This window comes from Paracoccus laeviglucosivorans, assembly GCF_900182695.1.
GTDB classification, from domain to species: domain Bacteria; phylum Pseudomonadota; class Alphaproteobacteria; order Rhodobacterales; family Rhodobacteraceae; genus Paracoccus; species Paracoccus laeviglucosivorans.
Genome location: NZ_FXTK01000017.1, coordinates 19210 through 44551 on the forward strand (window position 1 = coordinate 19210; position 25342 = coordinate 44551).

Genomic DNA, 25342 nt, shown 5'->3' on the forward strand with positions numbered 1-25342 from the left:
TCCTCCCTAGATGGCCCGATTCTTGAAGTCGGATGCCGCGCTCGGGCCAAGCGTCGATTTTCCTATCCGACAACTTATTTTCCTGATGGAAAACCGGAGCGGGGCACTCTGTCAAGAAATTTGTCCCGGCCGCGTGACGGACAGGGATCAGGGTTGGAAGCGGCATGATGGTCTTGTGGCGCGCGATCAGCGCAAAACGGTTCCGGGGCGACAACCGCCCCGGAGCCTGTCAGCAGGTCAAGGCTGACCTTCGACCCATTCAAAGGCCGGTGCGCTTTCCAGCGCGGCACGGTCGGACGTGAAGACGATGAAGTAATCCCCTTCCGAGTCGCCGTCGCGGATGACGTCAAGCTGATCCATCGCCACGGCCACCGATTTTTCGCCCATGCCAAGGAAGCCGCCAATATCCACCAGCACGGCTTTGACCTGACCGTCGGCGCCGATCACCAGATCGCTGATCTCGCCCACGTCATCCCAATCCTGATCCACCTCGGTCACTTCGGCATTGGCATCCACATCGGCTTCCGAGACATACAGACGCTTGCCGATAAAGGTTTCGGCAGACATGTCGCCCGCCATGCCGGTATAACCAAAGCCCGACGCCGTTGCGTCGCCGGCGGCCGGATCGGCAGGGGTCGCAGCCCCCGTGCCTGCGCCATCTGCGGGCTCCATGGCAGTGCTGCCCTCGGCTGGCGTTTCAGCGGTGGTATCGCCACTGGTCGCAGGCATGTCGCCCGCAGCCGGGGCATCCATCCCCGCGGGGGCTTCGGTCGTTGCGGGCGGTGGGGTCGTCGTATCCGTCGCGGTCTGCGCCACGGCGGGCGCGGCAAGCATCGCAATCAGCGCAGTAGAGGCAAGCAGCTTGGTCATCTTCGATCTCCTGAAACATGGTATCCGGTGTCATCCGGCTGCCAATTCAACAGGCAGATCGACTGAATGTTCCAAAAATAACTTATTTATTACATATACTTAATAAATATCATTCGCGCGAAATAGCAAAGGGCGGGCAGCGCAAATGCGCCGCCCGGCCGAAGCGCTCGGATCTTGCCGGGGCTGTGGTCAGTCGTGGTGTTCGGGCATTTCTTTCAACTGATCCTTGGTCCAGGTCGAGACGGCATGGACGGTGCCGTCTTCGTCGCGCATGAAATCCAGCTGACGCACCGGAACCGCCACAGCCTTGCTGCCGATGCCAAGAAAGCCGCCCACCTCGATGACGACCTGCGCATCCGGTCCGGTGCCGTGGACATGCGCGACATGGCCAATATTGCTGTCATCCGGGCCATAGATCGTCGCGCCTGTCAGCACGGCATCGGTATATTCGGTATCATCCAGTCGGGTGTGATTGGCGTGGTCCATGTCAGTTCCTCCTGCTGACGGTGATGGGATGCCAACATCCGCCACCGCGAAGTGTTCCTGAAATATAGTTTGACAGTAACTGCCAAAAATACGACGCTTACCGCCAAATTCGGAGTCGCACTTGGCCAGAAGCATCGAGACATCCCAGCTGACCGTCGCGCGCGCCGCAGCCGCGCTGTTCCTGCAGCGCGGGCTGGCCGCGACCAGCGGCGCCGACATCGCCGAAGCTGCGGGGATTTCGGAACGCACGGTCTGGCGCTATTTCCACAACAAGGAAAGCTGCGTCGCACCGCTATTCGCCAAGTCGTGGAAATACTACGCCGAGGAATTGCGGCGCTGGCCCCATTTCCAGTCAATCGAGGCGCATCTGGCAGAGTGCTTCGACCTTGCCAAGCAGCCCCCGGAATGGATTGCGGACGGCCTTTTGATCGTCCGGCTGATCGCCACCTTGCCGGACGAACCCGATCTGCGTCCGGTCTGGCTTGCTTCGTATCATCGCGGAGAGGATGAGCTGGCGGCCATCATCGGTGACAGGCTGGGGCGTTCGCATGGCGATTTCGACGTGCGGCTTTGCGCGGCAGCCGTGCTGGCGGCCATCCGGGTGATCGACGAAACGATCAGCATTGCCGCAATCCGCTATGCTCAGGAATTCACCACGGCCGAGGTGGTCGCGCAGACCGCAAAATCCATTCGCGCGGTCAGCCATCTGCCGTTCTGCGACCCGGTCGAACCGCGACCCTTTGGCGGCTCTGGCCCCATGCTTTCGCCCGATGCTGAACGGGCGGGGCGAACCGAATGACCCGCCCGCCCGTTTGGCGGGGCAGGCTTTGAAGATCGCAAGGACGAACGACGATGCAGAAACCGGATCAGGCTGCCGCCTTGGCGCAAAACCCCGCGAAACGCCCGCGCCGCCGTCGCTGGATCATTCTTGCGGTTCTTGCGGTTCTGGTGCTGTTGGCGGCCATGGCATTGCGAGGCGGCAAACAGGCAGCCGCGCCCGAACCCGAAGCGGCGCCTGCGGAATTCACGATGCAGCTTCTGCCCTCGGAACTGCACAAGGTGGTGCGTGGCAGGCTGCGGGACACAGTGCAGCTGACGGGTTCCTTGGTGCCTGAACAAGAACTGACCGTCGCCGCCGAGGTGTCGGGTCGGGTGCAATCGGTGAACGTGCGCGAAGGGCAGGCGGTCGCCCAGGGCGACGAGCTGGTCACCATAGATGTCGAGGCACTGAGCAATCAGCTTGAACAGCAACAGGCCACCGCGCAGGCGACGCTGGCGCAACTGGATCTGGCCCGCGCGCAATTGCGGCGAACGACCGATCTGGTGCGGCGCGGCGTGACCAGTTCGTCATCGCTTGAGACCGAGACCGCCAACGTGGCCCAGCTTGAGGCGAATTATGCCGCGCTGATGAAGCAGGTCGCCTCGGCCGAAGATGATCTGTCCAAGGCCCGCATCACCGCGCCCTTTGACGGGATCATCAGCGCCCGTTCGGTCAATCCGGGCGGCTTCGTCAGCCCCGGTTCGGAATTGCTGGAACTGGTCGATATTTCGGAACTGGTGCTGGAAGGCGGCATCCCGGTGAATTACGGCCCGCGCCTGCGCGTCGGACAGGATGTGACCGTGCGCGTGGACGGGATTGCCGAGCGCCGCTTTGACGGCAAGATCAACCGCATCGCGCCGGTCGCGGTATCGGGCACGCGCGTCCTGCCGGTCTATGCCGCGATCGACAATGCCGATGGGGTGCTGAAAGGCGGCATGTTCGCAACCGGCGATCTGGTGCTTGAGGAGACCGCCGACGGCATCGGCATCCCCGCGCCCGCGCTTCGCCACGAGGACGAGACAAGCTATGTCCTGCTGCTGGAAGGCGATCGGGTGGTGCGACGCGACGTGCAGGTCGCGCGAAGCTGGAGCCGGGGTCGCACCATCGAAATCGCCTCAGGATTGGCTGAGGGCGACGTGATCGTGTCGCAACCCCTGGAACGGCTGCGCGACGGCGCGCGCGTCAAGCGGGTCGGGGACTGACCGATGATCCTGACCCGCATCGCCGTCCGCCAGCCGGTCTTTGCCACCATGGTCATGGTGGCCATCGTCGTCATCGGCCTGTTTTCCTATTCCCGCCTTGCCATCGACGAACTGCCCGAGGTGGATTTTCCCGTCGTGGCCGTCGTCACCTCGTATCCCGGCGCCACCCCCGAGGCAGTAGAGAACGACATCATCGAACCGATCGAGGATAGCGTCGCCACGCTGTCCGGCATCGACACCATCACATCGACGGCCCAGACCGGATCGTCGATGGTGCTGATCATGTTCGACCTTGAGGTGGACAGCGTCACCGCCGCGCAAGAGGTCCGCGACCGCGTATCGCAGATCCAGGGCGCGCTGCCCGACAATGCCGAAGATCCGCGCATCCTGCGGTTCGACCCGACCGAAATGCCGATCCTGTCCATCGGCCTTTCCTCAGAGACGCTGGGGGCGGGGACGCTGACCAAGCTGGCCGAGGACGAAATTTCGAACCGGATCGCGAATATCCCCGGCGTCGGGCAGGCCTCGGTCGTGGGCGGGCTGCCCAATGAGGTGCAGATCCTGCTGGACCCCGACCGCCAGACCGCGCTTGGCGTCGGCGCGTCCGAAATCACCGCGATCCTGCGCGACGACAATGCCGACTTGCCCACAGGCGACGTGACCGAAGGTGACAGCACGAAATCCCTGCAAGTCGAAGGCCGCGTCGCCGAGCTTGAGGGGTTCGAGAACATCATCATCGGCCAGCGCGGCGGCTTTCCGGTGCGTCTGGGCGATCTGGCCTTTGTCGGCACTGATCTTGCCGAACGCGAAAGCCTTGCGATGATCGACGGCCGCCCCGCGATCACCATCGACGTGCTGAAGACGCAGGGCGCGAATACCGTGGGCGTGGCGGAATCGGTGCGCGCCGAAATCCGCAAGATGCAGACCGAACCGCTTTATGATGGCGTGAACATCTCATTGATCCGCGACAATGCCATTCCGGTCGAGGAAAGCTTTGCCTCGGTCCAGAGCATGTTGATCGAAGGCGCGATCCTTGCGACGGTGATCGTGTTCCTGTTCCTGAATTCTTGGCGCTCGACGGTCATCACCGGGCTGACGCTGCCCATCTCGATCATCGGGACGATGGCGGCGATCCACTTTCTTGGCTTTACGCTGAACATGATGACAATGATGGCGCTGTCGCTGTCCATTGGCATCCTGATCGACGACGCGATCGTCGTGCGCGAAAACATCATGCGGCATCTGCATATGGGCAAAACCCATGAACAGGCCGCGCTGGACGGCACCAATGAAATCGGTCTGGCGGTGCTGGCAACCACGCTGTCCATCGTCGCGGTGTTTCTGCCCGTGGCGTTCATGGACGGCATCATCGGGCGCTTCTTTCTGCAATTCGGCATCACGGTTTCGGTCGCGGTGCTGATTTCGCTGTTCGTGTCTTTTACGCTGGACCCGATGATGTCGTCGGTCTGGTACGATCCGGCATCCGAAAAGAACGCCAAGCGCGGCCCCATCGGTCGTGCCGTCATGGTATTCGACCGCTGGTTCGAGGGGCTGACCCGCGCCTATCGCCGCGTCATCGAATGGGCGCTGAACTGGCGCAAGACGACGCTTGCCATCGCGACGGCGGCCTTCGCGGGGGGCATCATGCTGTTCCCCTTTGTCGGCGCGGAATTTGCCCCCGCTTCGGACAATTCCGAGGTGCAGGTGGAAATGGAACTGCCCATCGGCGCATCGCTGGAACGGACCCAGACCAAGATCGAACAGGTCGATGCACTGTTGCGCGAATTCCCGGAAGTGATTGCGACCTATGCCACGGTCAATTCCGGCACGAATAGCGGCGAAAACGCGGCGACCATCACCGCACGTCTGATGCCGCCCAGCGAACGCAGCACCAATCCGACCCAGCTCAGCATCCCTATCCGCAAGGCGCTGGAACAGATCCCCGGCGCGACCTTCCGCGTGGGCACGGGCGACAGTTTCGGCGGCGGCGTGGCGACGCCGGTCGAGCTGAAGATATTCGGCAACGATCTGGCGACGCTGAAGCAGCTTTCCGCCTCGCTTGCTGGCGAACTGGGCAAGGTGCCGGGGCTGGTGGACATCCGCACCTCGCTTGACGATCCGCAACCCACGCTGGGGGTGCGCGTGAACCGCGAAGCCGCATCCGATCTGGGCGTCAGTCTGGCGCAGATCGGCAATGCGCTGTCCCCCATGATCGCGGGCGAGACGGTCTCGGAATGGACCGCGCCCAATGGCGACAATTACGACGTGGTGGTGCGCCTGCCCGAAGAATTGCGCGACGATGCGGGCAAGCTTGCCAGCCTGCCCATCGCCAGCACATCGGACGGCAACATCATCCGCCTTGACCAGATCGCCAGCGTCGAACAATCCGAAAGCGCGGGCGAGATCACCCGAGAAGACCGCCAACGCTCGGTCAGCGTTACGGCGGGGCTTGATGGTGCGGACATCCGCACGATCCAGCCCGGCCTGCAGACCGCGATGGCTGCGGTCGAGCTGCCCCCCGGCTATCGCTATGCCACCGGCGGCGATGCCGAGGAGATTGCGAAATCCGGCATCTCGGCGCTGGTCGCCTTGGTGCTGGCGATCGTGTTCATCTATCTGGTCCTTGCTTCGCAATTCGGCAGCTTCCTGCAGCCGCTGGCGATCATGTCGTCGCTGCCGCTGGCGATCGTCGGCGTGATGCTGGGACTGCTGGTCGGGGGATCGACGCTCAACATGTTCTCTGTGATCGGGTTCATCATGCTGATGGGACTCGTCGTCAAGAACGCGATCCTGCTGGTCGATAACGCCAACCAGCAACGCGCCGAGGGCCGCGAGCTGCGCGCCGCACTGATCGAGGCGGGGGCGACACGTTTCCGGCCCATCGTGATGACGACGCTGGCGATGATCTTCGGGATGATCCCGCTGGCGATCAACATCCACGGCGGCACGTCGCAGAACGCACCGATGGCCCATGCGGTGATCGGGGGGCTGATCTCATCCTCGCTGCTGACGCTGGTGGTCGTGCCTGTGCTGCTGACCTATGTCGAAGGCTTCCTGAACCTGATCCATCCGTGGCTGCCCAAGGCCCCCGATGACAGCCAGCATGGATTGCGGCCGGAATAATCCCTGCGCTGTCATCCCCCGCAGGACCGGACCACCGGGGGATGCGCAGGCGCCGTTGAAATACGCGGGAACAACAGCCCGCTTTGTCGGTTATCCCGCGCAGATCAATGGGACGACTTAGATGCGCATGACCGTCACACCCCGACACGACGACCCTGACGAAAGCGCCAAGATCCGTGCGCTGCGCGCCAGAATTTCATATCTCGAAGCGCATATCGCGGCGCTTTCTGCATCTGCGGGCCAGGCTGCACAAGGACCCGACCAGCCCAGAGACACACCCGAAACGTAAGCGTTCAGCCCTGTGCAAATCGCCGCAACTGGTCCCAACGTCCCTGCGCGCCTGCAAGGATCGGGGCAAGCACTGCCTGCGGGAAGTCGGAACCCAGCATCGCCGCCGTATCGTCGAAGATCGTGGCCGGGCGTTGGGTCAGCCGCGCGAAAGCCCCGTCGATCACCGCCTGACCCAGACCGCATGACCGCGCCGTCTGCACGAAATGGCGCGGGCTGATCTGGTCGATGCGATAGTGACGCGAGGCGCCGCTGACGGCCATCGCCATCTGCATCTGCTGCTGGCGCAGCTGCCCCGAGGCGCGGGCAGGCTCGGCGCTGAGGATGTCGTAAAGCGGCGTCATGCGAAAACCGCGCGGCGCAAGAAAGATCGAGAAGTTCTTGGCGTGACCGTCTGTCGCGCCGATCATCCAGAAAAACATCTGCGCGGCCAGAAACGTTTCACGGTCGGTCATCGGGTCGGTGGCGCCGCCCAGCAATGCCAGCGCCTCGGAAATGCCGGGGCCGCCATCCTGTTCGTATTTCCTGACCGAAGGCACGCCAAGCGCCTGGCACAAATCCTCTTGCGGCAGGCGCAGACGGCGACCGCGCGACATGCTGCGGTCGAAACGTCTGACGGCCAATGCGTCGGTACCATCGAAATGCACGATCCGCGCGTCGGGGACATCAAAGCCGAAGGCGGCGGCCAGACGCAGGCACAGCAACTCGTTTTCCAGGCTGGTCGTCATGTCGATACCGTGCTGAAAAACCCCCATCCGCGTTTTCAGGATATGCGTGGTCGCCGTCATGCCCAAGGGCAGCCGCCAGCCGTCATCCCACAGCAGCGCAGTCTTTTCCTGCGCCCCCGCGACCGAGATGCGGAACGGCTGGTCGCGTTCCAACCCAAGCGGGTGCCGCCCCAGCCCACGCAGCATCTGGCCGATCTGCGCGTCGTCCAGCGGTTCACTGTCATTGGCAAAGGCAGGTCCGGGGTCCTCGTCCTGGGGCAGAAACTGCATGGCGCCCACGCAGTCGCGGCCTATGGCGGAAAGCAGGGAAAACGGATCATCGCCCCCTGCCCCCATGCGTTCGGCCAGCGCGCGGCGCAGCGCGCCATTGTCGGGCAGCAGGTTGTCGAACACTGCCAGCACCTGCGGCCCGCGCTGGACCTGATCGTTCAAGGGCAGGGACAGCGACAGGCGAAAGCCATGTTCCCAGCCCAGCCAGTCGGGATGATAGGCGAAACTGGTGGCCCCGTCCGGGTCGCGCAGCAATGTGCCAGCCTGTCGCCCGTTCAGATGCACCGCAAGCGGTTGGTTCAGGCGGCGACGGCCCATTAAAAAATATCCTCGATCCCCGCGCCAGCCGTGCGGGGCGTGATGCGCCAGTCCAGATTAAGCGCCGCAAGCAGCGCAAACACCGTCACGACCTTGGGATTGGTCACGCCGTTTTCTATGTTCGAGATGTGATGCGCCTGCACCCCTGCCCGTTCGGCCAGCGCCGCCTGCGTCAGTTTTTGCGACCTGCGCGATTGGCGCAGGATCTCTCCCAGATCCGAGACGGAACGCGGGTTGTCCATATCATACACCGCCGTGTAATTTCCGGTTTTATACAGTAAAGCATATTTTTTGGCTTTATACAGCCCAGCATAAGAAATCTCCGCCTCGGACCCCCAAACTGGCCCTTGGGCAAGAAAATTTCACCGCTGCGATTGAAAGCAGGGGGCGCCCGCGCTATGTGTCGGGCGTGGACCGGGCCCCTCTGGCGGTTTTTGAACCGTGATGTCGGACCACTTCGAGCACGCTCGAGGTTGGCCCAAACACACTTCCGCCGATCTCCAGCATTCATGCGAAACAGAGGTCGGATATGGATTTTCTTGCATCACTCTTTATGGGAACACCGGTCTGGATGTGGCTGGTGTTCATCGGCATCGTTCTGGCGCTGCTGATCCTTGATCTGGGCGTCTTCAATAAGGAAGACCACGAGATCGAGATCGGCGAAAGCCTGAAGATGTCAGCTTTCTACATCTCACTCGGGCTGGCCTTTTCGGGCTTTGTCTGGTGGCAGATGACGCCCGAGGCGACGGCGCAATACCTGACGGCATTCGTGGTCGAAAAGACGCTGGCGCTAGACAATATCTTCGTCATCGCGCTGATCTTCAGCTTCTTTGCGATCCCGCGCAAATACCAGCACAGGGTGCTGTTCTGGGGCATTCTGGGCGTGATCGTGCTGCGCGGCATCATGATCGGGCTGGGCGCGACCATCGTCGCCAATTATCACTGGGTTCTGTATATCTTTGCGCTGTTCCTGGTCTTTACCGGGTTCAAGATGCTGTTCGCGGGCGATGACCACGAACCGGACATGAGCAAGAACCCCATCCTGCGTTTCGCCCGCAAGCGGATGCGCGTCACGGATGAATTGCACGGCAATGCGTTCTTCGTCCGCAAGGCCGATGCGGCGGGGAAAATGGTGCGCTTCGCGACGCCGCTGTTCCTTGCGCTGGTGATGATCGAGTTCGCGGACCTGATCTTTGCGGTGGACTCGGTCCCGGCGGTGTTCACGATCACCACCGATCCGTTCATCGTCTATACCTCGAACATCTTCGCGATCCTTGGCCTGCGCGCGCTATTCTTTGCGCTGTCGGCCATTCTGCACCGCTTTGCCTATCTGAAATACGCGCTGTCGGTCCTGCTGATCTTTATCGGGTCCAAGATCTTCATCGCCGACCTGATGGGCTGGGAAAAATTCCCGCCGGCATGGTCGCTGGGCATCACGTTTGCCATCCTTGGCGCGGGCGTGGTCGTATCGCTGGTCAAGACCAGTGGCGAGGCGAAGACCGCGAAATAATCCCCTGCGCTGACCCATCAGGGTCAGGCCATGAACATCGCCCGGCGCTGGTTTTACCTGCGCCGGGTTTTCATTTAACCTTTTGGTTTGCTGAACGGCTGATCCGTGCTAACTTAACCATATGGTTAAGTGAGAATCAGCGATGGACGAAATCTTTCAGGCACTCAGCGATGCGACCAGGCGCAGGATGCTGCGCGATCTGGCGCAGGGCGAGCGGACGATCACCGAACTGGCCGGGCCGCATGGCATGTCGCTGGTGGCTGCATCGAAGCATGTGAAAGTGCTGGAAAAGGCCGGTTTGCTGCGCCGGGAAATCCGCTGGCGCAGCCATGTCTGCCACCTTCAGGCCGAGCCTTTGGCGCAGGCCCATCGCGAAATCGCCTATTACGAACGGTTCTGGACGGACGCCCTTGGGCGGCTGGATCAACTGCTTCGCGACGAAGATGCCAACACATCATCCGACAAGGGAGAGACGACATGAACACTCAGGAACAGGTCGACGATTATGGCCAGATGACCGATGGCGCAACGCTGGTCATCCGTCGCTGGCTGCCCGGCCCCGCATCGCGCGTGTGGCGTTACCTGACGCAAAGCGATCTGCGCCGGCAATGGCTGGCCTCGGGGGAAATGCGTCTGGAACCCGACGCGCCACTGGAACTGGTCTGGCGCAATGATGACCTGTGCCACGCGCCCGACCGCCGCGCCGATACCACGCCCGAGGAAAGCCGCCTGCAATCGCGCGTGATTTCATTTCAGCCCGAGCGTGAGCTGAAGATCGCATGGAACAACGGCGATGTAACCTTTGCGCTGGAGGAGCACGGCGATCGCGTGCTGCTGACCGTGACCCATACCGGGCTGGATGACCGCGACACCCGCACCAAGGTCGCCGCAGGCTGGCATACGCATCTGGATATTCTGGTCGCCAAGGTCAAAGGCACCAAGGGCCCGTCCTTCTGGGTAACGTGGAACCGGCTGCAAGCGGAATATTCGCAAAGCCTACCGCGCTGACGCCCACCTACCACGGCAGGGCCGCGCCACTGCGGTCCAGAAACGCGCCGCTTTGCGCAGGTCCGATCAGGTCAAGGCAATGCAACAAAGCATCTGCGGCCTGATCGGGCTTTTGCACATGCAACCCGGTCTTGGCAAAAGGCGCCGACAGGTCCGTGGCGACCGTGCCGGGATGCAGCGCGACGCAGGCCGCATCGGGATGGGTGCGCCCCAATTCGATGGCGGCGGTGCGGACCAACTGGTTCAGGGCCGCTTTCGATGCGCGATAGGAATACCACCCGCCCAGCCGGTTGTCCGAGATGCTGCCGACCTTGGCCGACAGCACCGCAAAAACCGCCTTGCCCTGCCGGGGCAGCAGCGGCAGCAGATGCTTCATCAGCAGGGCCGGACCGACGGTGTTGATCGCCAGCACCCGCGACATGCTTTCGGGCGACAGATCACGCACTGTCTTTTCCGGCACGATGTCGGAATCATGCAGCACTCCGGTTGCCACGACCGCCAGCCGCAGCGGCCGCCCGGCCAGGGTCAGCACGGCGCTGCGAATCGTGTCTTCGTTCATCAAGTCCAGCGGCGGAGAGCCATTGCGCGAAAAGCCGATCACATCGCGAAACCGCCCCGAGGCAGCAATCCGCCGTGCCAACGCCCCGCCGATACCGCCCGTCGCGCCGACGATCACCGCCGCACCGTCATCAGCAAAACTTTTCAGCATATGCCTCTATCCATCATGGATTTTTCGCCAAAAATTCAACCTTAAGTTGATACCCTGAATTGCTTGATCTATGTAAGAAATTGCCAGATTCTGGCTACCATTGTCACAAAGTTGAATTATAACGCGCCGTGCCATCCCGATACACAACAACGATGCGCGTGACCGACGGAAAGGCTCAACAGGACGCTATGATGATCAGTGAGTCTTTGAAAGGAAAAGCCCTGAGAATTTCGATCACCTTCGAACGGACCACCGATCTTAGTCCGGCGGTTCGACGTGGTATCGAACAGGTGATCCTGACATCAACCGAGGCGCAGACTGCCGTCTGGATCGCGGGGCGACTGACCTATCGGACCGACCGGACCGAGGAAGAGGTCATCGCGGATTGGGAATTGCACGGGTTCAGCAGCAGTGATTTCGCCAGCGTTAGCACCGGGCCGTGGGTCGATCGGCGGCGCAACCGGAAATGGACGGCACGGGAACGGCGCATCCGGTGATCCGGGCGCGCTACGCACCTAGACCTCGATTTCATCCATCGCCAGACAGGCCGCGCCCAGCACGCCAAGATCGTCGGTCTCGGCTGCCAGCGCGATGACAAGCTGCTGCGTCGCCAAGGGCAGGCAGCGTTGATAGATCAGCTCACGCACGCCGGCCAGCATCGCTTCGCCCGCGCGGGCCAGTTGGCCACCGATGACCAGCACCTGCGGATTGACCATCGCGACCAGATCGGCGGCGACCTTGCCCAGAACGCGGCTGCCCCGGTTCAGTGCGGCCAGCGCCTCGGGTTCGCCGCGCAGCCACAGAGCCATGACGTCGCGGGCATCCTGACAGTCGAAACCAAGGCCGCGCAGGTCGCGGGCCAAGGCCCAGCCTGCGGCATGTGCCTCGGTGCAGCCTTCCTTGCCGCAGCGGCACAGCGGCGCAGGTTGCAGGCCATGCTGGATATGGCCCAGGTCGCCCGCCGTGCCCGACGCGCCGCGCATCAGCCGCCCGCCGACCATGATGCCGCAGCCGATGCCGGTGCCAATCTTGATAAAGGCGAAGTTGCGGCAATTCGGCCAGTTCAGCCGCTGTTCGGCCAGACATAACAGGTTCACATCGTTGTCCACCGCCACGGGCAGGCCGATGCGCGCGCCAAGCGCCTGACGAATATCCAGATTTTCCCAGCCATACATGACCGAGGGCATGGCGACCCGCCCCGAAGCGACATCCAGCGGCGCGGGCACCGACAGCCCCACCGCCGCGATGGGCGCGCTTCGCATGGCCGAGACGTCAAGCATCGCCACCGCATCCTCGACGCGATCCAGCGTGACCCCCGGATCGGCGCGCAGGTCCAGCGCAAAGACCTGCTGATCCAGCTTCGCGCCGGACAAGTCGAACAGGCAGGCGCGGCCCTGACTTTCGCCCAGATCGACGCCCACGACGTTGCGGTAATGCGGATTGACCAGAAAGCCGCGCGCGGGCCTGCCCCCACCCGATGCACGTGTCGGACCTTCGATCAGCAGACCCGCCGCGATCAGTTCGCTGATTCTCTGCGTGGCCGTTCCGCGGGATAGTCCGGTCTCTGCCTCGATGTCGCGTTGGGTTTCGGCCTGCCCGCGGCGGACAAGCTGATAGATGGCAGAACCAGCGTCTTTGCGCATGATTTCCTTGGCTTTCCGCGTTGCAGCGTGATGGCGATCGTCTTTTGTATAATATTGCACAAAACTAGCCGATACAATGTTTTTATTGACAGAAGTATGTGACAGCATTTCACTTGTCTCTGCGCGTTGAGGAGCGCGTAAAGGGAGGGAATAATGAAGAAAAACAGCTGGCTCGCCTTAGGCGGGGCTGTGGCGGCGCTTTGCCTGTCGCTTCCCGCGGCCCAAGCCCAGGACAAAGAGATACTGGTCGGCCTGATCACCAAGACCGACCCCAACCCGTTCTTTTACAAGATGCGCGAGGGGGCCGAGGCCAAGTCAAAAGAGCTGGGCGTCAAGTTCCAGGCCTTTGCGGGCAAGTTCGACGGCGACAACGACACGCAGGTTCAGGCGGTGGAAAACCTGATTGCGGCGGGGGCCTCGGGCATCCTGATCGTGGCGTCAGATACCAAGGCCATCGTGCCGACGATCCAGAAGGCGCGCGATGCGGGCATTCTGGTCATCGCGCTGGACACGCCGCTGGAACCGATGGAGGCCGCACAGGCGACCTTCGCCACCGACAACTTCCACGCCGGCCAGCTGATCGGCGAATGGGCCAAACGCACGCTGGGCGACAAGGCAGCGGATGCGCATATCGCCTTTATCGACGCGCATGAGAGCCAGCCGACGGTCGATGTGGCCCGCGATCAGGGCTTCATGGACGGTTTCGGCATCGACACCAAAGACGTGAACCGACGCGGCGACGAAGACGATCCGCGCATCGTCGGCCACGAAATGGGCGAGGGCTCCGAGGTGGGCGGCCGCAACGGCATGGAAACGCTGCTGCAAAAGAACTTTGACGTGAACGTGGTCTATACCATCAACGAACCCACGGCTGCGGGGGCTTGGGAGGCACTGAAGGCTGCGGGCAAGGATGACGGTTCCGTGCTGGTCACATCCGTCGATGGCGGCTGTCCGGGCGTCAAGAACGTGGCGGACGGCGTGATCGGCGCGACCTCGATGCAGTTCCCGCTGCTGATGGCGTCGCTGGGGGTCGAGGCGATCGTGGAACACGCCAAGAACGGCACGGTCCCCGAGCCGTCCGAAGGGCTGACCTTTACCAATACCGGCGTCAAGCTGGTCACCGACAAGCCGGTCGAGGGGCTGGAATCCATCACCTCCGAGGAAGCCCTGAAGGAATGCTGGGGCTGACCAAATCGCGGCCCGCCACATGCGCGGGCCGCATCCATAACCTGACAATGGGGGTGAAGGATGCCGTCCGACACGCCGCAATTCGAAGAACGCGGGGGCTGGGGCCAGCGCGTCATCAACTTCCTGCATGGCAATCCCACCGTGATCCCGCTGCTGGTGCTGGTGATCGGGCTGGCGATCTTTTCGATGATCGTGGGGAAACGCTTTTTCCACCCGTTTAACCTGTCGCTGGTCCTGCAACAGGTCACCGTGATCGGGATGTTGGCGCTGGCGCAGACGCTGATCATCCTGACCGCCGGGATCGACCTGTCGGTCGGCGCGATCATGGTGCTCGCCTCGGTCGTGATGGGGCAGCTGGCGCTGACCTATGGCTGGCCACCGGAACTGGCGCTGGTCGCGGGGATCGCGGCGGGCGGCATCTGCGGGGCGTTGAATGGCCTGTTCATCACGCTGCTGCGCCTGCCACCGTTTATCGTGACGCTGGGCACGTGGAGCATCTTCAACGCTGTCGTGCAATTCTGGTCCGGCGGGCAAACGATCCGCCAACAGGAAATCGCAGCCACCGCGCCAATCCTGCAATGGACCGGCACCGCGATGCAGGTGGGTGCGGCCCGCCTGACGCTGGGGTCGATCCTGATGCTGGGGCTAGCGGTTTTCCTTTGGTATATGCTGAACCGCACCGCTTACGGTCGCCACATCTACGCCACAGGCAACGATGCCGAGGCTGCGCGCCTGTCCGGCATCAACACGCGGCGCGTGCTGTTTTCGGTCTATCTGCTGGCGGGGGGCATCTGCGGCGTGGCGGGCTGGGTGCTGATCGGGCGCATCGGTGCGGTCAGCCCCTTGGGCGGGGCATCGGCAAACCTGGACAGCATCACTGCCGTCGTCATCGGGGGCACATCGCTGTTCGGCGGGCGCGGCTCGATCCTGGGGACGCTGATCGGGGCGCTGATCGTGGGGTTCTTTCGCAACGGTCTGGCCTTGGCGGGTCTGGACGTGCTGTGGCAGGAATTCACCATCGGATGCCTGATCATCATGGCCGTAGGCTTCGACCAGTGGCTACGGAGGATCGCGGCATGACCCCGATCCTGTCCGCCCGCGATTTGCGCAAATCCTATGGCCGCGTCGTGGCGATGGATGGCGTCGATTTCGATCTGTATCCGGGCGAGATTCTGGGCGTCATCGGCGACAATGGCGCGGGGAAATCCTCGATGATCCGGGCGCTTGCGGGCGCATTGCGCCCCGATAGCGGCGAGATCCGGCTGAACGGCGAACCCGTGCGCTTTACCAGCCCGATGGATGCCCGCGCCAAGGGGATCGAAACGGTGTTCCAGACACTGGCCATGGCCCCTGCCCTGACCATCGTGGACAACCTGTTCCTTGGCCGCGAATATCGCAAACCCGGCCTGCGCGGCAGCCTGTTCCGGATGCTGGACCGCGGACGGATGCGGGCCGAGGCGCGCAAGCACCTGTCCGACCTTGGGCTGGCGACGATCCAGAACATCGATCAGGTGGTCGAAACTCTGTCCGGCGGTCAGCGTCAGGGCGTCGCGGTCGCGCGGGCCTGCGCCTTTGGCTCGCGCGTCGTCATTCTGGACGAACCCACCGCAGCGCTTGGCGTCAAGGAAAGCCGCAAGGTGCTGGACCTGATCCGCGACGTGCGCTCGCGCGGCATCTCGATCGTGCTGATCAGCCACAACATGCCGCATGTGTTCGAGATTGCCGACCGTGTGCATATCCACCGACTTGGTCGCCGCATCGCACAGGTCGAACCGTCGCAGATCAGCATGTCGGATGCGGTCGCGATCATGACCGGGGCCATGCAGCCCCCACCCAATTCCATTTCACAGGAGCCTTGAATGTATCGGATGGACGAAAAGCTGGCCCGCATCCGCGCGGGCAAATATGCCAAGGGTGATTTCATCATCGCAGACGCCAAGGACGGCGACATGGGGCCGTCGATCAATTCCTCGGGGCCGAACCGCGCCAAGGACGGCACATGGTCGCGCTATCGCACCCGGACCGAGTTTCTGGACAAGGTGCAGGAGATCATCGAGCAGGATGTCGTGGACATCATGCTGACCTCGGTTTCCAACCTTGAGGCGCTGAACGAACGCGGGGTTTACAGCAACAGCCGCGTCAAGCCCGCGATCCGCGCCAATGACACGACCGACGTCTGGGTGTTCCGGGGCGCGGAATATGCCAAGCAGCCCTCGCGCCCGTTCCGCACCGCCGATCCTGCGGTGGCGAAATCGCTGGGCTGCGATCTGGGACTGTATTCGATCACCTTCAACAATGATCTGGATGCGGATTATGCGTCCCTGAACGCCTTCGCCGATTTCCGGCGCGATGCGCTGGCCAGCGATTTCAAGTATTTCCTTGAGGTCTTCAATCCCAACGCGCCCAAGGGCCTTGCGCCCGAAGACGTGCCCGCCTTCGTCAATGACGCCATGGTGCGCTGCCTTGCGGGCCTGTCGACGCGCGAGCGCCCGGAATTCCTGAAGATCCCCTATAACGGCCCCAAGGCGCTTGAGGAACTGGCGGGCTATGACCCCTCGATCACCGTGGGCATCCTTGGCGGCGGCGCGGGCACGACGCGCGACTGTCTGGAACTGATCGCCCAGATCGAACGCTTCGGCGCGCGGGTGGCGCTATTCGGGCGCAAGATCAATCTGGCGGATGACCCGCTGGAGATGGTGCGGATGATGCGCGCCGTGGCCGATGGCGATCTGAATTCCGATCAGGCCACGCGCGAATATCACGGCAGCCTTCAGCGCAACGGCATCACGCCGACCCGCGCCTTGGACGAAGATGCCCAAATCACCGAGGCGGTGCTGAAAGCCGCCGCCTGACACGGAAAGACCACGCATGGAACGACATGGTTTCGTGACCGGGGGAACCTGGTGCGTCGATTACAACATGGTGCTTGCCGCTTGGCCGCGCGAGGAAACCGCCAACCGCATCCTTGCCACGACGCGGCAGGGCGGCGGATCGGGCTGCAATTTCGCGGTGGACATGCGCAGGCTGGCGCCCGAGATCCCGGTCTGGACCATCGGCCTTTGCGGCGACGATGCCGATGGCGCGCTGTTGCGTGCCATCGCGCAGGAAAACGGCATCACCGCACGCTTCCATGTCGATCCTGGCATCCAGACGCATCGCACCTTCGCCTTTACCGCGCAGGACAATGGCAGCCGCACCCATCTGTTCGAGGCGGAATCCAGCGACCACCTGACGCCGGATCATTTCGACTTCGCGGACATCCCGGCGCGTATTTTGCATCTGGGCCTGCCCGGCACCCATGCCGTCATGGACGCGCCTTGGGATCAGGACGCGAATGGCTGGGTCACGGTGCTGCGCCGCGCGCGTGCAGCGGGGCTACGCACCAATCTTGAACTGATGACCATCGACCGGGCGCAATTGCGGGCGTTGGTCCTGCCCTGCCTGCCGCATCTGGATTATCTGGTGGTCAATGATGCCGAAATCGGCGCGCTGGCGGGCATCGACACGCTGCCGCAGGGCCGCACCGATCCGGGCCGCGTGGTGGCGGCGGCCCGCGATGTGCTGGAACGCGGGGCGATGTCGCTGGTCGCCGTGCATTTCCCCGGCGGCGCTTTGGCGGTCGAACGCGGCGGCACGGTCCATGCCCAGTCCTCGGCCAAGGTGCCGCAGGACACGGTTAAGGGCACGAATGGCGCGGGCGATGCCTTTGCGGCGGGATTTTTCTGCGCCCTGCATCGCGGCCAGCCGGTTGCCGACTGCCTGCGGCTTGCCCATGCGTCTGCGGCGGCCTCGCTGCGTTCAGTCGATACCTATGGCGCGGTCGAGTCGGCCGAAACCTGCCTTGCGCTGGCCGACGAATATGGCTGGCGCGCCCCCCTGAGGATCGAAGATGAGCTGGCAGGCTGACAGACCTACCCGCGCGGCTTACAACATGCCCTCGATCATCAGATAACCCGGCAGCCAGCCGGTGAATATGCCGGTCAGCAATGTGATCCACCCCGCTATGCGTGCGATATGCAGGCGCATTGTCAGCAGCATGAAATACAAAAACCACAGCACTGCCCATGCCAGCCAGTTTGCCGCCATCCAGAATTCCGCCCCGGTGCCCGCGCCCAGAAAACCACGGCTGGCGACCGGCACTGCGGTCACCGCCACGAACAGGCTGAACCACCCAAGGCCGCGCCCGTCGCCGCCCGAAAGCCGGTTCCACGCCACCCAAAGATAGGTCGTGCAAAACAGCAGCGACAAAGTGGCGTTTCGGATCGAACCTGCATTCGCCCCCACGCCGAATGCGTCATGCAGCACGACCGCGCCCGAGACGACTGCCGTGACAAGATTGATGACGACGATCTCGCGCCCGTCGATCCGATCCAGCAGCCATAGTCCGTTGATGACCAGAACGGCACCAACGTAAAACAGAACAAACCCCGTCAAGCCCTGCCCCCCTTGCTGTCCGTTGCCCGGACCTAGCCGCGCAATCACTGGCTATCCGGGCGGCAGGGCGGCGACTATCGCGCCACAGCGATAAACAGCGTTCGGAAATCATGGGGAATGGGGCGCCGCAACGCAGGCGGCGCCTTAGCCGATCGGCTGAAAGGTCTGAACCTGATCAATGATCTGAAGGATGTTCTTTTCCAGCGGAGACGGATCGCGGCGGGTGATCGCGTAATAGGTGACAGGGGGCAAGGTCGGGGTCACGTCGATGACCATCAATTCGCCCGCATCTATCTGCGGCTGAAAATGCTTTGCCGGAAGATAGCTGATCCCCAGCCCGTTCACAGTCAGCTTGGCCACCATCCCAAGGCTGTTGCAAAGCAGCACGTTCTTCAGCGCAAAACCGTTTTCCTCAAACCAGTTGGTGTAAAGCAGGGTCAGCGCGGAATTGGACGGCTGCCCGATCACCGGCAGGTCGGAAATCTGCTGCGCCGTCAGGCGGCCTTCGGGCAGTTGGAATGACGGACTCGCCATCCACGCATTGGAGATCTGACCCACGGGCACCATGGCAAAGCCCGGACCCGCAAAGGGACCGGGCATGATGACAATATCCAGTTCATTGCGCCCAAGGCGTTCGTAAAGACGCACGCCGCCGTCGATTTCCGGCAAGACCTGAACTTTCGGGAATTGTTCCTTGATCGTCTGGATCAGCGCGGAAAGCCATGTCAACCCGACAAGATCGGTTGCCCCGATGCGGATATGGCCGACCACATCCGCACCGGGTGCCATCGTCTGTGAGACCCGCTCGTAAAGGCGCATCATCTCTTGTGCGCCGGGCAAAAGCCGCTCTCCGGCCTCGGTCAGCTTCAGCGTCTTGCCCAGCCTTAGAAACAGCGGCGCACCCACCGCTGCTTCAAGCTCACCGATCCGCTTGGCGATGGTGGATTGCGTCATCACCAGCCGACGGGACGCATCGGTGAAACTGCCAAGCGTCGCGCTGACATAGAACGCCTCAAGCTGTTTGAGCGTGAACAATGCAGCCTTGGCCCCTTGGTCGGGGCGGATCAATGCTCTCCCTTGACGTCGGACAGGAAGCGCTTGATCCGCGGGTGGTCGGGCGCATCAAAGAACAATTCCGGGGTCGTATCAACGACAATGCGGCCCTGATCCATAAAGACGATCCTGTCGCCCACTTCGCGCGCAAATCCCATTTCATGCGTCACGCACACCATGGTCATCCCGTCACGAGCCAGGGACTTCATGACCTGCAAGACCTCTCCGACCATCTCGGGGTCAAGGGCCGAGGTCGGTTCGTCGAACAGAATGACCGGCGGCTGCAAGGCCAACGCACGGGCGATTGCCACACGCTGTTGCTGACCACCCGACAGAAAGCCGGGGAAGCTGTCCGCCTTTTCGGCCAGACCCACCTTTGCCAGCAATTCCCGCGCAAGCGCCTCGGCTTCCGCGCGGGGGCGTTTCTGGATGCGGATCGGGGCAAAGGTCACGTTGTCCAGCACGCTCATATGCGGGAACAGGTTGAACTGCTGGAACACGAATCCCACGCTTTGGCGCAGCTTGTTCAGGTCCGTGCCCTTGCCGTGCACATCGACGCCGTTCAGCAGCAGCTTGCCGTCGCGGATCGGCTCAAGCGCGTTGATCGTGCGGATCAGCGTCGATTTACCCGAGCCCGAGGGTCCGCAGATCACCACGACCTCGCCCTTGCCGATCTCAAGCGAGACGTCTTGCAGGACGTGATGCGGCCCATACCATTTGTTCACATGATCAAGGCTGACGATGGCGGCGGTCATAGCAGACCTCTCTTTCGGCGGATGGATGTTTCGATGGCCGACAGGCCGCGGGAGAGCAGGAAGCACAGCAGGAAGTAGATTACCGCAAGGATGGTAAAGACCTGCAACGGCTGCGTCAGAAGCTGGTTGTTGATCTGGTTGGCCGCAAAGGTCAGCTCATTCACTGCAATCACGTAACCCAGCGACGTTTCCTTGATGGTCGAAATGAACTGGCTGGTAATGCCGGGCAGCACGTTGAACAGGGCCTGTGGCAACACGACGCTGCGCACGGTCAGCATGTAGCTGCCCCCCAGCGAGCGCGCCGCCTCGGTCTGGCCCTTGGGGATCGAGGCGATACCGGCGCGGATGACCTCGGACAGATAGGACGCCTCATAGATGGTCAGGGCGCATACCAGTGTCCAGAACCCGCTGACCGCATAGCCGGTCATGATCGGGATGACGAAATAGCACCAGAAGATCAGCATCAGCAGCGGAATGCCGCGCACGAAATTCACCACGCAGGCGCTTGCCAGACGCAGCCAGCGCCAGGTCGAACTGCGGGCGACAGCCAACCCGATCGCGATGGGGAACGACATCAGAATGCTCAGCACTGCGACGATCAGCGTCATCGCCAGCCCGCCCAGCGGTCCGTTCGGATATTGCCCGATCAGGAAGGTCAGCCAGTAGTCCTGAATGATCTCAAGCATTGCGATGTTCCTTGCGTCCGGGCGTCGTGCGACGTTCGATCCAGCTGCCCAAGGCCATCAACGAGAAGGTGCCGATCAGGTATAGAACCGTAGCAATCCCGAAAATCTGGAAAGTCTTGAAGGTGAGGTTTTCGATTTCGCGGGTCCGGTAGGTCAGCTCGGCGACGCCGATCGCCATCGCGATCGAGGTGTTCTTGAACAGCAACAGCGCGCGACCCACAAGCGGCGGCAATGAGATGCGCAAAGCCTGCGGGACCACGATGTAACGCATCGTTTCCAGATAGCTGCAGCCAAGCGCGCGGGCGGCTTCGAACTGCGTGGCCGGAATGGCGCGCAGGCCGCTGCGGATGTCCTCGGCCTGATATGCCGCACTGCCAAGAGCCAGCGCGATCACGGCAAAGCAGAATTCGGCATTGTGGTCGTAAAGCCAGAAACGGATGGTTTCCGGCAGCAATTCGGGCATCCCGAAATACCAGAACATCACCTGCACCAGCAAAGGCACGTTGCGGTGATAGGCGACGAATGCGTCCACGAACCAGCGGCAAGGGCGGTAATCCGTCGCCCGGATGACGACAAGGGCAATGGCCAGGGCAAAGGCGATCACCCAGGCAATTGCAAAAAGCAGGACCGTCGTGCGGACGCCACCAAGCAGTAGCGCCATCTGGTCCGCTGGAAGCAGAAAATCCATGCAAGCCTCTTAAGGAAACGAGCCGCGCGGGAACCCGCGCGACCCTTCGGCACAAGCCGGGATTACTGGACTGCGATGGGCTCGATCTTGAACGAGCGCGTCAGCTTGTAGACGGATTGATTTCCGAACCATTTGTCAAACAGCGCTACGGCCTGACCCGAGGTTTCAGCCTCGTCCAGAGCTGCGTTGACCTCGGCCAACAGGGCGTCTTCGCCCTTGCGCACGCCCAGACCCCACGGCTCATCGACGACTGCTTTTTCAAGGATGCGCGTGGGCGAGCTTTCAGGGCTTTGGTTCACAAGCCGCGCCAGCACCAGTTCGGACGCGAATTGCGCGTCGATCTTGCGCTGTTGCAGGGAAAGAAATGCGGCGGGACTGTCCGAATAGCCGATGATCCGCGATTCCGGCAGGGTCTGCTGAATCACACGTTCCGAACTGGAGCCTTTGGTCGCGCCGATACGCTTGCCCTTCAGATCCTCGATGGTCTGGATGTCGGAATTCGAACGCACCAGCAGTTTTTGCGGCGTCACGTAATACTGGTGGCTGAAATTGATTTCCGCGGCACGTTCTGCCGTCCAGCCCAGATTGGCGGCCAGCACGTCCACGCGACCGCTGTCGAGTTCAGGGATACGCGCGGCCACAGCCAGCAGCTTGTATTCGACCGCGACGCCCAGTCGGGCCGCGACCAGCTTGCAGATATCGACGTCATAGCCGACCAGCTGGCGCGATGCCGCGTCCTGAAAGCTGAACGGCTCGGACGTGCCCAGCGTGCCGCAGATCAGCGTGCCGCGGGTCTTGATGTCGGCCAGCTGGTCGGCCTGCGCCACGCCCGCAAACAAGGGAATCGCAATGGCCGCGATGCGGAACAAATGTTTCAGTTTCATGTCCAGTTCTCCTGTTGGTAAGCCTTTCAGGCCTTGTTTTCAGCCAGTTCCTTGCAGACCGACTTAATCGCCTCGCAACCTTCGCGAACCTCATCGGGGGCCGAGGCGAAGGACAGGCGGAATGTTCCCGGCACGCCATAAGACATGCCGTCCAGCAGCGCGACACCCGTCTTGCGCAGGATGTATTGCACCAGATCGGCATCGGTCGCGATGACGCTGCCATCGGGGGCTGTCGATCCAAGCAGGGCCGAACAGTCCGGGAAGATATAGAAAGCGCCGTCGGGCGATACCGCATTCAGACCCGGCGCGTCGGCCAGGATCGTCAGCGCCAGATCGCGACGTTCCTTGAAAGACCGCGCGAAATCCTCGACGCAATCCTGTGGGCCATTCAGCGCCGCAGTCGCCGCCGCCTGACTGATGGTGCAGGCCCCCGAGGTGCTTTGCGACTGCACGACGGCCATCGCCTTGATCAGATCCTTGGGCCCCGAACCGTAACCGATGCGCCAGCCGGTCATGGCATAGCATTTCGACACGCCATTCACCGCCAGCGTCCGATCCGCAAGATCGGGCGCTGCCTGCAGGATATGCGGCGCCGGTCCACCATCGAAAGTCAGCCGGGCATAGATGTCATCCGTCATGATCCAGACATGCGGATGATCGCGCAGAACATCCGCCAGCGCAGCAAGTTCGGCCAGATCATAGACCGTGCCGGAAGGGTTGCTGGGCGCATTCAGCATCAGCCACTTGGTCTTTGGCGTAATCGCCGCCCGCAGCGCATCGGGGGTGATCTTGTATTGCGATGCGGCTTGGGTCAGCAGCGTCACGGGAACGCCACCGCTTAGTTCCACCATATCGGGATAAGACACCCAATAGGGCGCGGGAATGATCACCTCGTCGCCCGCTTCAAGTGTCGCGGTCAGGGCGTTGTAAAGCACCTGCTTGGCACCGGTGCTGACGATGATCTGATCCAGCGGATATTCAAGCCCGGTATCCAGACTGATGCGAAGCGCCGCCGCTTTGCGCAAGGCGACCGTGCCTTGCGACAGCGGGTATTTCGTATCGCCCCGCATGATTGCATCAATGGCAGCTTTGGAAATGTGGTCGGGTGTTGCGAAATCCGGTTCTCCGATCGTCATGTCGATGATGCGGCGACCCTCCTCGCGAAGTTGGTTCAGGATGATGCGAGCGGCAACGCTGGGCGACAGCTTCACCTGCCGCATACGAGCGGAAACGACGGTCATTTGTAATCTTTCTCCAGCCGCGCCAAAGCAGCGGCCTGCCAGGGTTTTTCGTAGGTTCCGGCCTTGATGCGTTCCATGCCGCGGGCCTCGGCCTGAGCCTTGGCCTGGGCCAGCTGCAGCAGGTCTTCGGCATGACTGGCGGGGATGGCCACAACGCCGTCGCAATCGCCCAGCACCACGTCGCCGGGCTGGACCACCAATCCGCCGACGCTGACCGGCACGTTGATTTCGCCGGGGCCGTCCTTGAAGGGGCCGCGATGCGAAACGCCTCGGGCAAAGCAGGCAAAGCCCGCAGCATCGAATGCCTCGGCGTCGCGAACGGCACCGTCGATGACGAATCCGGTCACACCGCGTTTCATGGACTGCATCATCATCAGCTCGCCCACCAGCGCATTCGCAACGCAGCCGCCACCATCGACAACGATGATGTCACCGGGCTGCGCCATGTCGATGGCCTGATGGATCAGCAGGTTGTCACCCGGCCGCGTCTTGACGGTCAGCGCAATCCCCGCGACCCGCAGGCCCGGCCCGTTCAGCGGCGTCAATCCGACCGAGCCGTAAAGACGACCCATGCAATCGGTGACCTGCGCCACGCCCAGCTTGCGATACGCCTCAAGCACCTCGGACGAGGTGCGATGGTCTGGTCGCTGCGCAATCCGAAAGCCAATTTTTTGCATTTTTACGTTCTCCGATCTCGGAGACGTTGGAACAATTTTCGTGGATTTGGTGCAAACGATTTAATTTCCTGACCAGATCAGAATAAAATTCGTGCGTAATGATACGGCTGGATCCACAGGCATGAATGAAAGGTTGCTGCCTTATATTCGATCAGAATGTGGATGCGGCAGGCAGGCCGAATGGACTGTCGAATTTGAACCAGGCTCAGTGATCAACGGCATCTTGGCCTTCAAATGTCGCGAAATCGACACAGTGCCGACGGAAGTCGCGTAGCATGGGATGACCCAGTATCTCCTTGGGAAGCCGGGCGGTGATGCGTTCGCAATCGCCCCCCGCCCGCAATGTTGCAGGGGAGCAAGATGAGAATTTCGATTACATTCCGTGGTGACAGCGACCTGAATCCCGCCATTCGACGCGGAATCGAAACCGCAATCCTGACCCCGGCCGAGGCCGAGACCTGTGTCTGGATCGGCAATCGCCTGACCTATCGAACCCGGCGACCCCCCGAGGAAGTGATGAGCGACTGGGAAATACACGGCTTTGGCACGAACGATTTCGCCAGCGTCCATATCGCCCCTTGGGTCGAACGACGATCAAGCGAACCCTGGCCATTCCGCGAGCGGCGCATCCACCGCTAGCCGCCCGGATTCCCTGAACGGCGCGTCATACGCCTTCGGCATGACGAATGCAGCAGACCCGCCCCCTGATGTATCCACAGGGCGAAGTCGGCGGATGCGCAAGCCTTCTGCTATGAAATCAC

27 protein-coding genes are annotated in these 25342 nt (G+C 62.2%); 13 read left to right on the forward strand and 14 right to left on the reverse strand.

All coding sequences use genetic code 11. The features are described 5' to 3' along the window. Positions 1 to 237 precede the first annotated feature (237 nt). Positions 238 to 870 carry a PRC-barrel domain-containing protein gene (locus FN835_RS15680; protein ID WP_142664173.1) on the reverse strand — a complete coding sequence of 211 codons (633 nt, stop codon included), beginning with the start codon at positions 868 to 870 and terminating at the stop codon, positions 238 to 240. A 189-nt stretch (positions 871 to 1059) separates the two neighbouring features. Further along, on the reverse strand, positions 1060 to 1356 hold the full coding sequence (locus FN835_RS15685) for a PRC-barrel domain-containing protein (protein ID WP_142664174.1): 297 nt from the start codon (positions 1354 to 1356) through the stop codon (positions 1060 to 1062). Positions 1357 to 1477: 121 nt separating this feature from the next. Here FN835_RS15685 and FN835_RS15690 point away from each other — a divergent pair, with 121 nt between their 5' ends. From FN835_RS15690 to FN835_RS15700, 3 genes are read left to right on the forward strand one after another with little or no spacing between them, the layout of a single operon-like run. Further along, complete coding sequence (locus tag FN835_RS15690) at positions 1478 to 2155, forward strand: TetR/AcrR family transcriptional regulator (protein ID WP_185958715.1); 678 nt, start codon at positions 1478 to 1480, stop codon at positions 2153 to 2155. A gap of 53 nt (positions 2156 to 2208) precedes the next feature. After that, positions 2209 to 3378 carry an efflux RND transporter periplasmic adaptor subunit gene (locus tag FN835_RS15695; RefSeq protein ID WP_142664176.1) on the forward strand — a complete coding sequence of 390 codons (1170 nt, stop codon included), beginning with the start codon at positions 2209 to 2211 and terminating at the stop codon, positions 3376 to 3378. Positions 3379 to 3381: 3 nt separating this feature from the next. Beyond that, positions 3382 to 6501: an efflux RND transporter permease subunit gene (locus FN835_RS15700; protein WP_142664177.1), complete on the forward strand. Its 3120-nt coding sequence runs from the start codon at positions 3382 to 3384 to the stop codon at positions 6499 to 6501. A 293-nt stretch (positions 6502 to 6794) separates the two neighbouring features. Here the strand turns inward: FN835_RS15700 and FN835_RS15705 are convergent, their stop codons facing one another. Together FN835_RS15705 and FN835_RS15710 are read right to left on the reverse strand one after the other, a co-directional pair. Continuing rightward, positions 6795 to 8105 carry a type II toxin-antitoxin system HipA family toxin gene (locus tag FN835_RS15705; protein WP_142664178.1) on the reverse strand — a complete coding sequence of 437 codons (1311 nt, stop codon included), beginning with the start codon at positions 8103 to 8105 and terminating at the stop codon, positions 6795 to 6797. Continuing rightward, entirely contained in the window at positions 8105 to 8347 is a 243-nt protein-coding gene (locus FN835_RS15710) for a helix-turn-helix domain-containing protein (RefSeq protein ID WP_142664179.1), read from the reverse strand. Before FN835_RS15710 ends, FN835_RS15705 begins: the two co-directional genes overlap by 1 nt. A 287-nt stretch (positions 8348 to 8634) precedes the next feature. Here FN835_RS15710 and FN835_RS15715 point away from each other — a divergent pair, with 287 nt between their 5' ends. From FN835_RS15715 to FN835_RS15725, 3 genes are all read left to right on the forward strand, one after another. Beyond that, a complete protein-coding gene (locus tag FN835_RS15715) occupies positions 8635 to 9615 on the forward strand; it encodes a TerC family protein (protein ID WP_142664180.1) in 981 nt (326 codons plus the stop codon). A 142-nt stretch (positions 9616 to 9757) separates the two neighbouring features. Beyond that, a complete protein-coding gene (locus tag FN835_RS15720) occupies positions 9758 to 10096 on the forward strand; it encodes an ArsR/SmtB family transcription factor (RefSeq protein WP_185958716.1) in 339 nt (112 codons plus the stop codon). Further along, entirely contained in the window at positions 10093 to 10623 is a 531-nt protein-coding gene (locus FN835_RS15725) for an SRPBCC family protein (RefSeq protein WP_142664181.1), read from the forward strand. The genes FN835_RS15720 and FN835_RS15725 overlap by 4 nt, the downstream gene beginning before the upstream one ends. Before the next feature lie 7 nt (positions 10624 to 10630). Here the strand turns inward: FN835_RS15725 and FN835_RS15730 are convergent, their stop codons facing one another. Further along, positions 10631 to 11332: an SDR family NAD(P)-dependent oxidoreductase gene (locus FN835_RS15730; RefSeq protein WP_142664182.1), complete on the reverse strand. Its 702-nt coding sequence runs from the start codon at positions 11330 to 11332 to the stop codon at positions 10631 to 10633. Positions 11333 to 11523: 191 nt separating this feature from the next. Here FN835_RS15730 and FN835_RS15735 point away from each other — a divergent pair, with 191 nt between their 5' ends. Further along, a complete protein-coding gene (locus FN835_RS15735; RefSeq protein WP_142664183.1) occupies positions 11524 to 11829 on the forward strand; it encodes a hypothetical protein in 306 nt (101 codons plus the stop codon). A gap of 18 nt (positions 11830 to 11847) precedes the next feature. Here the strand turns inward: FN835_RS15735 and FN835_RS15740 are convergent, their stop codons facing one another. Further along, on the reverse strand, positions 11848 to 12975 hold the full coding sequence (locus FN835_RS15740) for an ROK family transcriptional regulator (RefSeq protein WP_185958717.1): 1128 nt from the start codon (positions 12973 to 12975) through the stop codon (positions 11848 to 11850). Positions 12976 to 13128: 153 nt separating this feature from the next. On the opposite strand from FN835_RS15740, the gene FN835_RS15745 reads away from it, so the two are divergent. Genes FN835_RS15745 through FN835_RS15765 form a run of 5 tightly spaced genes read left to right on the forward strand, consistent with a single transcriptional unit; the run spans position 13129 to position 18069 of the window. Then, positions 13129 to 14163: a sugar ABC transporter substrate-binding protein gene (locus FN835_RS15745; protein WP_142664185.1), complete on the forward strand. Its 1035-nt coding sequence runs from the start codon at positions 13129 to 13131 to the stop codon at positions 14161 to 14163. A 60-nt stretch (positions 14164 to 14223) separates the two neighbouring features. Then, positions 14224 to 15243, forward strand: coding sequence for an ABC transporter permease (locus FN835_RS15750; RefSeq protein WP_142664186.1), 1020 nt, complete (start codon positions 14224 to 14226; stop codon positions 15241 to 15243). Beyond that, positions 15240 to 16022 (forward strand): ATP-binding cassette domain-containing protein, encoded by a 783-nt coding sequence (locus FN835_RS15755; RefSeq protein ID WP_142664187.1) that lies wholly within the window; start codon positions 15240 to 15242, stop codon positions 16020 to 16022. Before FN835_RS15750 ends, FN835_RS15755 begins: the two co-directional genes overlap by 4 nt. Further along, on the forward strand, positions 16023 to 17015 hold the full coding sequence (locus FN835_RS15760; RefSeq protein ID WP_142664188.1) for a beta/alpha barrel domain-containing protein: 993 nt from the start codon (positions 16023 to 16025) through the stop codon (positions 17013 to 17015). It begins immediately after the preceding gene. A gap of 16 nt (positions 17016 to 17031) precedes the next feature. After that, positions 17032 to 18069 carry a carbohydrate kinase family protein gene (locus FN835_RS15765; RefSeq protein ID WP_142664189.1) on the forward strand — a complete coding sequence of 346 codons (1038 nt, stop codon included), beginning with the start codon at positions 17032 to 17034 and terminating at the stop codon, positions 18067 to 18069. An 18-nt stretch (positions 18070 to 18087) separates the two neighbouring features. Here the strand turns inward: FN835_RS15765 and FN835_RS15770 are convergent, their stop codons facing one another. The 8 genes from FN835_RS15770 to FN835_RS15805 all read right to left on the reverse strand — a co-directional run bounded on the left by FN835_RS15770 (position 18088) and on the right by FN835_RS15805 (position 24581). Continuing rightward, the gene (locus FN835_RS15770) at positions 18088 to 18597 is read right to left on the reverse strand and encodes an AmiS/UreI family transporter (RefSeq protein ID WP_142664190.1); all 510 of its coding nucleotides are present in this window, start codon (positions 18595 to 18597) and stop codon (positions 18088 to 18090) included. Between the two features lie 144 nt (positions 18598 to 18741). After that, positions 18742 to 19665: a LysR family transcriptional regulator gene (locus FN835_RS15775; protein ID WP_142664191.1), complete on the reverse strand. Its 924-nt coding sequence runs from the start codon at positions 19663 to 19665 to the stop codon at positions 18742 to 18744. Continuing rightward, a complete protein-coding gene (locus tag FN835_RS15780) occupies positions 19662 to 20405 on the reverse strand; it encodes an amino acid ABC transporter ATP-binding protein (RefSeq protein ID WP_425467477.1) in 744 nt (247 codons plus the stop codon). The genes FN835_RS15775 and FN835_RS15780 overlap by 4 nt, the downstream gene beginning before the upstream one ends. Beyond that, positions 20402 to 21091 (reverse strand): amino acid ABC transporter permease, encoded by a 690-nt coding sequence (locus FN835_RS15785; RefSeq protein ID WP_142664192.1) that lies wholly within the window; start codon positions 21089 to 21091, stop codon positions 20402 to 20404. Before FN835_RS15785 ends, FN835_RS15780 begins: the two co-directional genes overlap by 4 nt. Beyond that, entirely contained in the window at positions 21084 to 21779 is a 696-nt protein-coding gene (locus tag FN835_RS15790) for an amino acid ABC transporter permease (RefSeq protein ID WP_142664193.1), read from the reverse strand. Before FN835_RS15790 ends, FN835_RS15785 begins: the two co-directional genes overlap by 8 nt. Before the next feature lie 62 nt (positions 21780 to 21841). Continuing rightward, positions 21842 to 22663 (reverse strand): ABC transporter substrate-binding protein, encoded by an 822-nt coding sequence (locus FN835_RS15795; protein WP_142664194.1) that lies wholly within the window; start codon positions 22661 to 22663, stop codon positions 21842 to 21844. A gap of 26 nt (positions 22664 to 22689) precedes the next feature. Continuing rightward, positions 22690 to 23904 carry an aminotransferase class I/II-fold pyridoxal phosphate-dependent enzyme gene (locus tag FN835_RS15800; protein WP_142664195.1) on the reverse strand — a complete coding sequence of 405 codons (1215 nt, stop codon included), beginning with the start codon at positions 23902 to 23904 and terminating at the stop codon, positions 22690 to 22692. Beyond that, positions 23901 to 24581: an RraA family protein gene (locus tag FN835_RS15805; protein WP_142664196.1), complete on the reverse strand. Its 681-nt coding sequence runs from the start codon at positions 24579 to 24581 to the stop codon at positions 23901 to 23903. Before FN835_RS15805 ends, FN835_RS15800 begins: the two co-directional genes overlap by 4 nt. A 360-nt stretch (positions 24582 to 24941) precedes the next feature. Between FN835_RS15805 and FN835_RS15810 the strand changes: the two genes are divergently transcribed. Beyond that, on the forward strand, positions 24942 to 25220 hold the full coding sequence (locus FN835_RS15810; RefSeq protein ID WP_142664197.1) for a hypothetical protein: 279 nt from the start codon (positions 24942 to 24944) through the stop codon (positions 25218 to 25220). Positions 25221 to 25342: the final 122 nt, after the last annotated feature.

Coding starts and splice junctions, on each gene's coding strand:
- FN835_RS15680 (WP_142664173.1), bottom strand. CDS start 870: ATGACCAAGCTGCTTGCCTCTACTGCGCTGATTGCGATGCTTGCCGCG.
- FN835_RS15685 (WP_142664174.1), bottom strand. CDS start 1,356: ATGGACCACGCCAATCACACCCGACTGGATGATACCGAATATACCGAT.
- FN835_RS15695 (WP_142664176.1), top strand. CDS start 2,209: ATGCAGAAACCGGATCAGGCTGCCGCCTTGGCGCAAAACCCCGCGAAA.
- FN835_RS15700 (WP_142664177.1), top strand. CDS start 3,382: ATGATCCTGACCCGCATCGCCGTCCGCCAGCCGGTCTTTGCCACCATG.
- FN835_RS15705 (WP_142664178.1), bottom strand. CDS start 8,105: ATGGGCCGTCGCCGCCTGAACCAACCGCTTGCGGTGCATCTGAACGGG.
- FN835_RS15710 (WP_142664179.1), bottom strand. CDS start 8,347: ATGGACAACCCGCGTTCCGTCTCGGATCTGGGAGAGATCCTGCGCCAA.
- FN835_RS15715 (WP_142664180.1), top strand. CDS start 8,635: ATGGATTTTCTTGCATCACTCTTTATGGGAACACCGGTCTGGATGTGG.
- FN835_RS15720 (WP_185958716.1), top strand. CDS start 9,758: ATGGACGAAATCTTTCAGGCACTCAGCGATGCGACCAGGCGCAGGATG.
- FN835_RS15725 (WP_142664181.1), top strand. CDS start 10,093: ATGAACACTCAGGAACAGGTCGACGATTATGGCCAGATGACCGATGGC.
- FN835_RS15730 (WP_142664182.1), bottom strand. CDS start 11,332: ATGCTGAAAAGTTTTGCTGATGACGGTGCGGCGGTGATCGTCGGCGCG.
- FN835_RS15735 (WP_142664183.1), top strand. CDS start 11,524: ATGATCAGTGAGTCTTTGAAAGGAAAAGCCCTGAGAATTTCGATCACC.
- FN835_RS15740 (WP_185958717.1), bottom strand. CDS start 12,975: ATGCGCAAAGACGCTGGTTCTGCCATCTATCAGCTTGTCCGCCGCGGG.
- FN835_RS15745 (WP_142664185.1), top strand. CDS start 13,129: ATGAAGAAAAACAGCTGGCTCGCCTTAGGCGGGGCTGTGGCGGCGCTT.
- FN835_RS15750 (WP_142664186.1), top strand. CDS start 14,224: ATGCCGTCCGACACGCCGCAATTCGAAGAACGCGGGGGCTGGGGCCAG.
- FN835_RS15755 (WP_142664187.1), top strand. CDS start 15,240: ATGACCCCGATCCTGTCCGCCCGCGATTTGCGCAAATCCTATGGCCGC.
- FN835_RS15760 (WP_142664188.1), top strand. CDS start 16,023: ATGTATCGGATGGACGAAAAGCTGGCCCGCATCCGCGCGGGCAAATAT.
- FN835_RS15765 (WP_142664189.1), top strand. CDS start 17,032: ATGGAACGACATGGTTTCGTGACCGGGGGAACCTGGTGCGTCGATTAC.
- FN835_RS15780 (WP_425467477.1), bottom strand. CDS start 20,405: ATGACCGCCGCCATCGTCAGCCTTGATCATGTGAACAAATGGTATGGG.
- FN835_RS15785 (WP_142664192.1), bottom strand. CDS start 21,091: ATGCTTGAGATCATTCAGGACTACTGGCTGACCTTCCTGATCGGGCAA.
- FN835_RS15790 (WP_142664193.1), bottom strand. CDS start 21,779: ATGGATTTTCTGCTTCCAGCGGACCAGATGGCGCTACTGCTTGGTGGC.
- FN835_RS15795 (WP_142664194.1), bottom strand. CDS start 22,663: ATGAAACTGAAACATTTGTTCCGCATCGCGGCCATTGCGATTCCCTTG.
- FN835_RS15800 (WP_142664195.1), bottom strand. CDS start 23,904: ATGACCGTCGTTTCCGCTCGTATGCGGCAGGTGAAGCTGTCGCCCAGC.
- FN835_RS15805 (WP_142664196.1), bottom strand. CDS start 24,581: ATGCAAAAAATTGGCTTTCGGATTGCGCAGCGACCAGACCATCGCACC.
- FN835_RS15810 (WP_142664197.1), top strand. CDS start 24,942: ATGAGAATTTCGATTACATTCCGTGGTGACAGCGACCTGAATCCCGCC.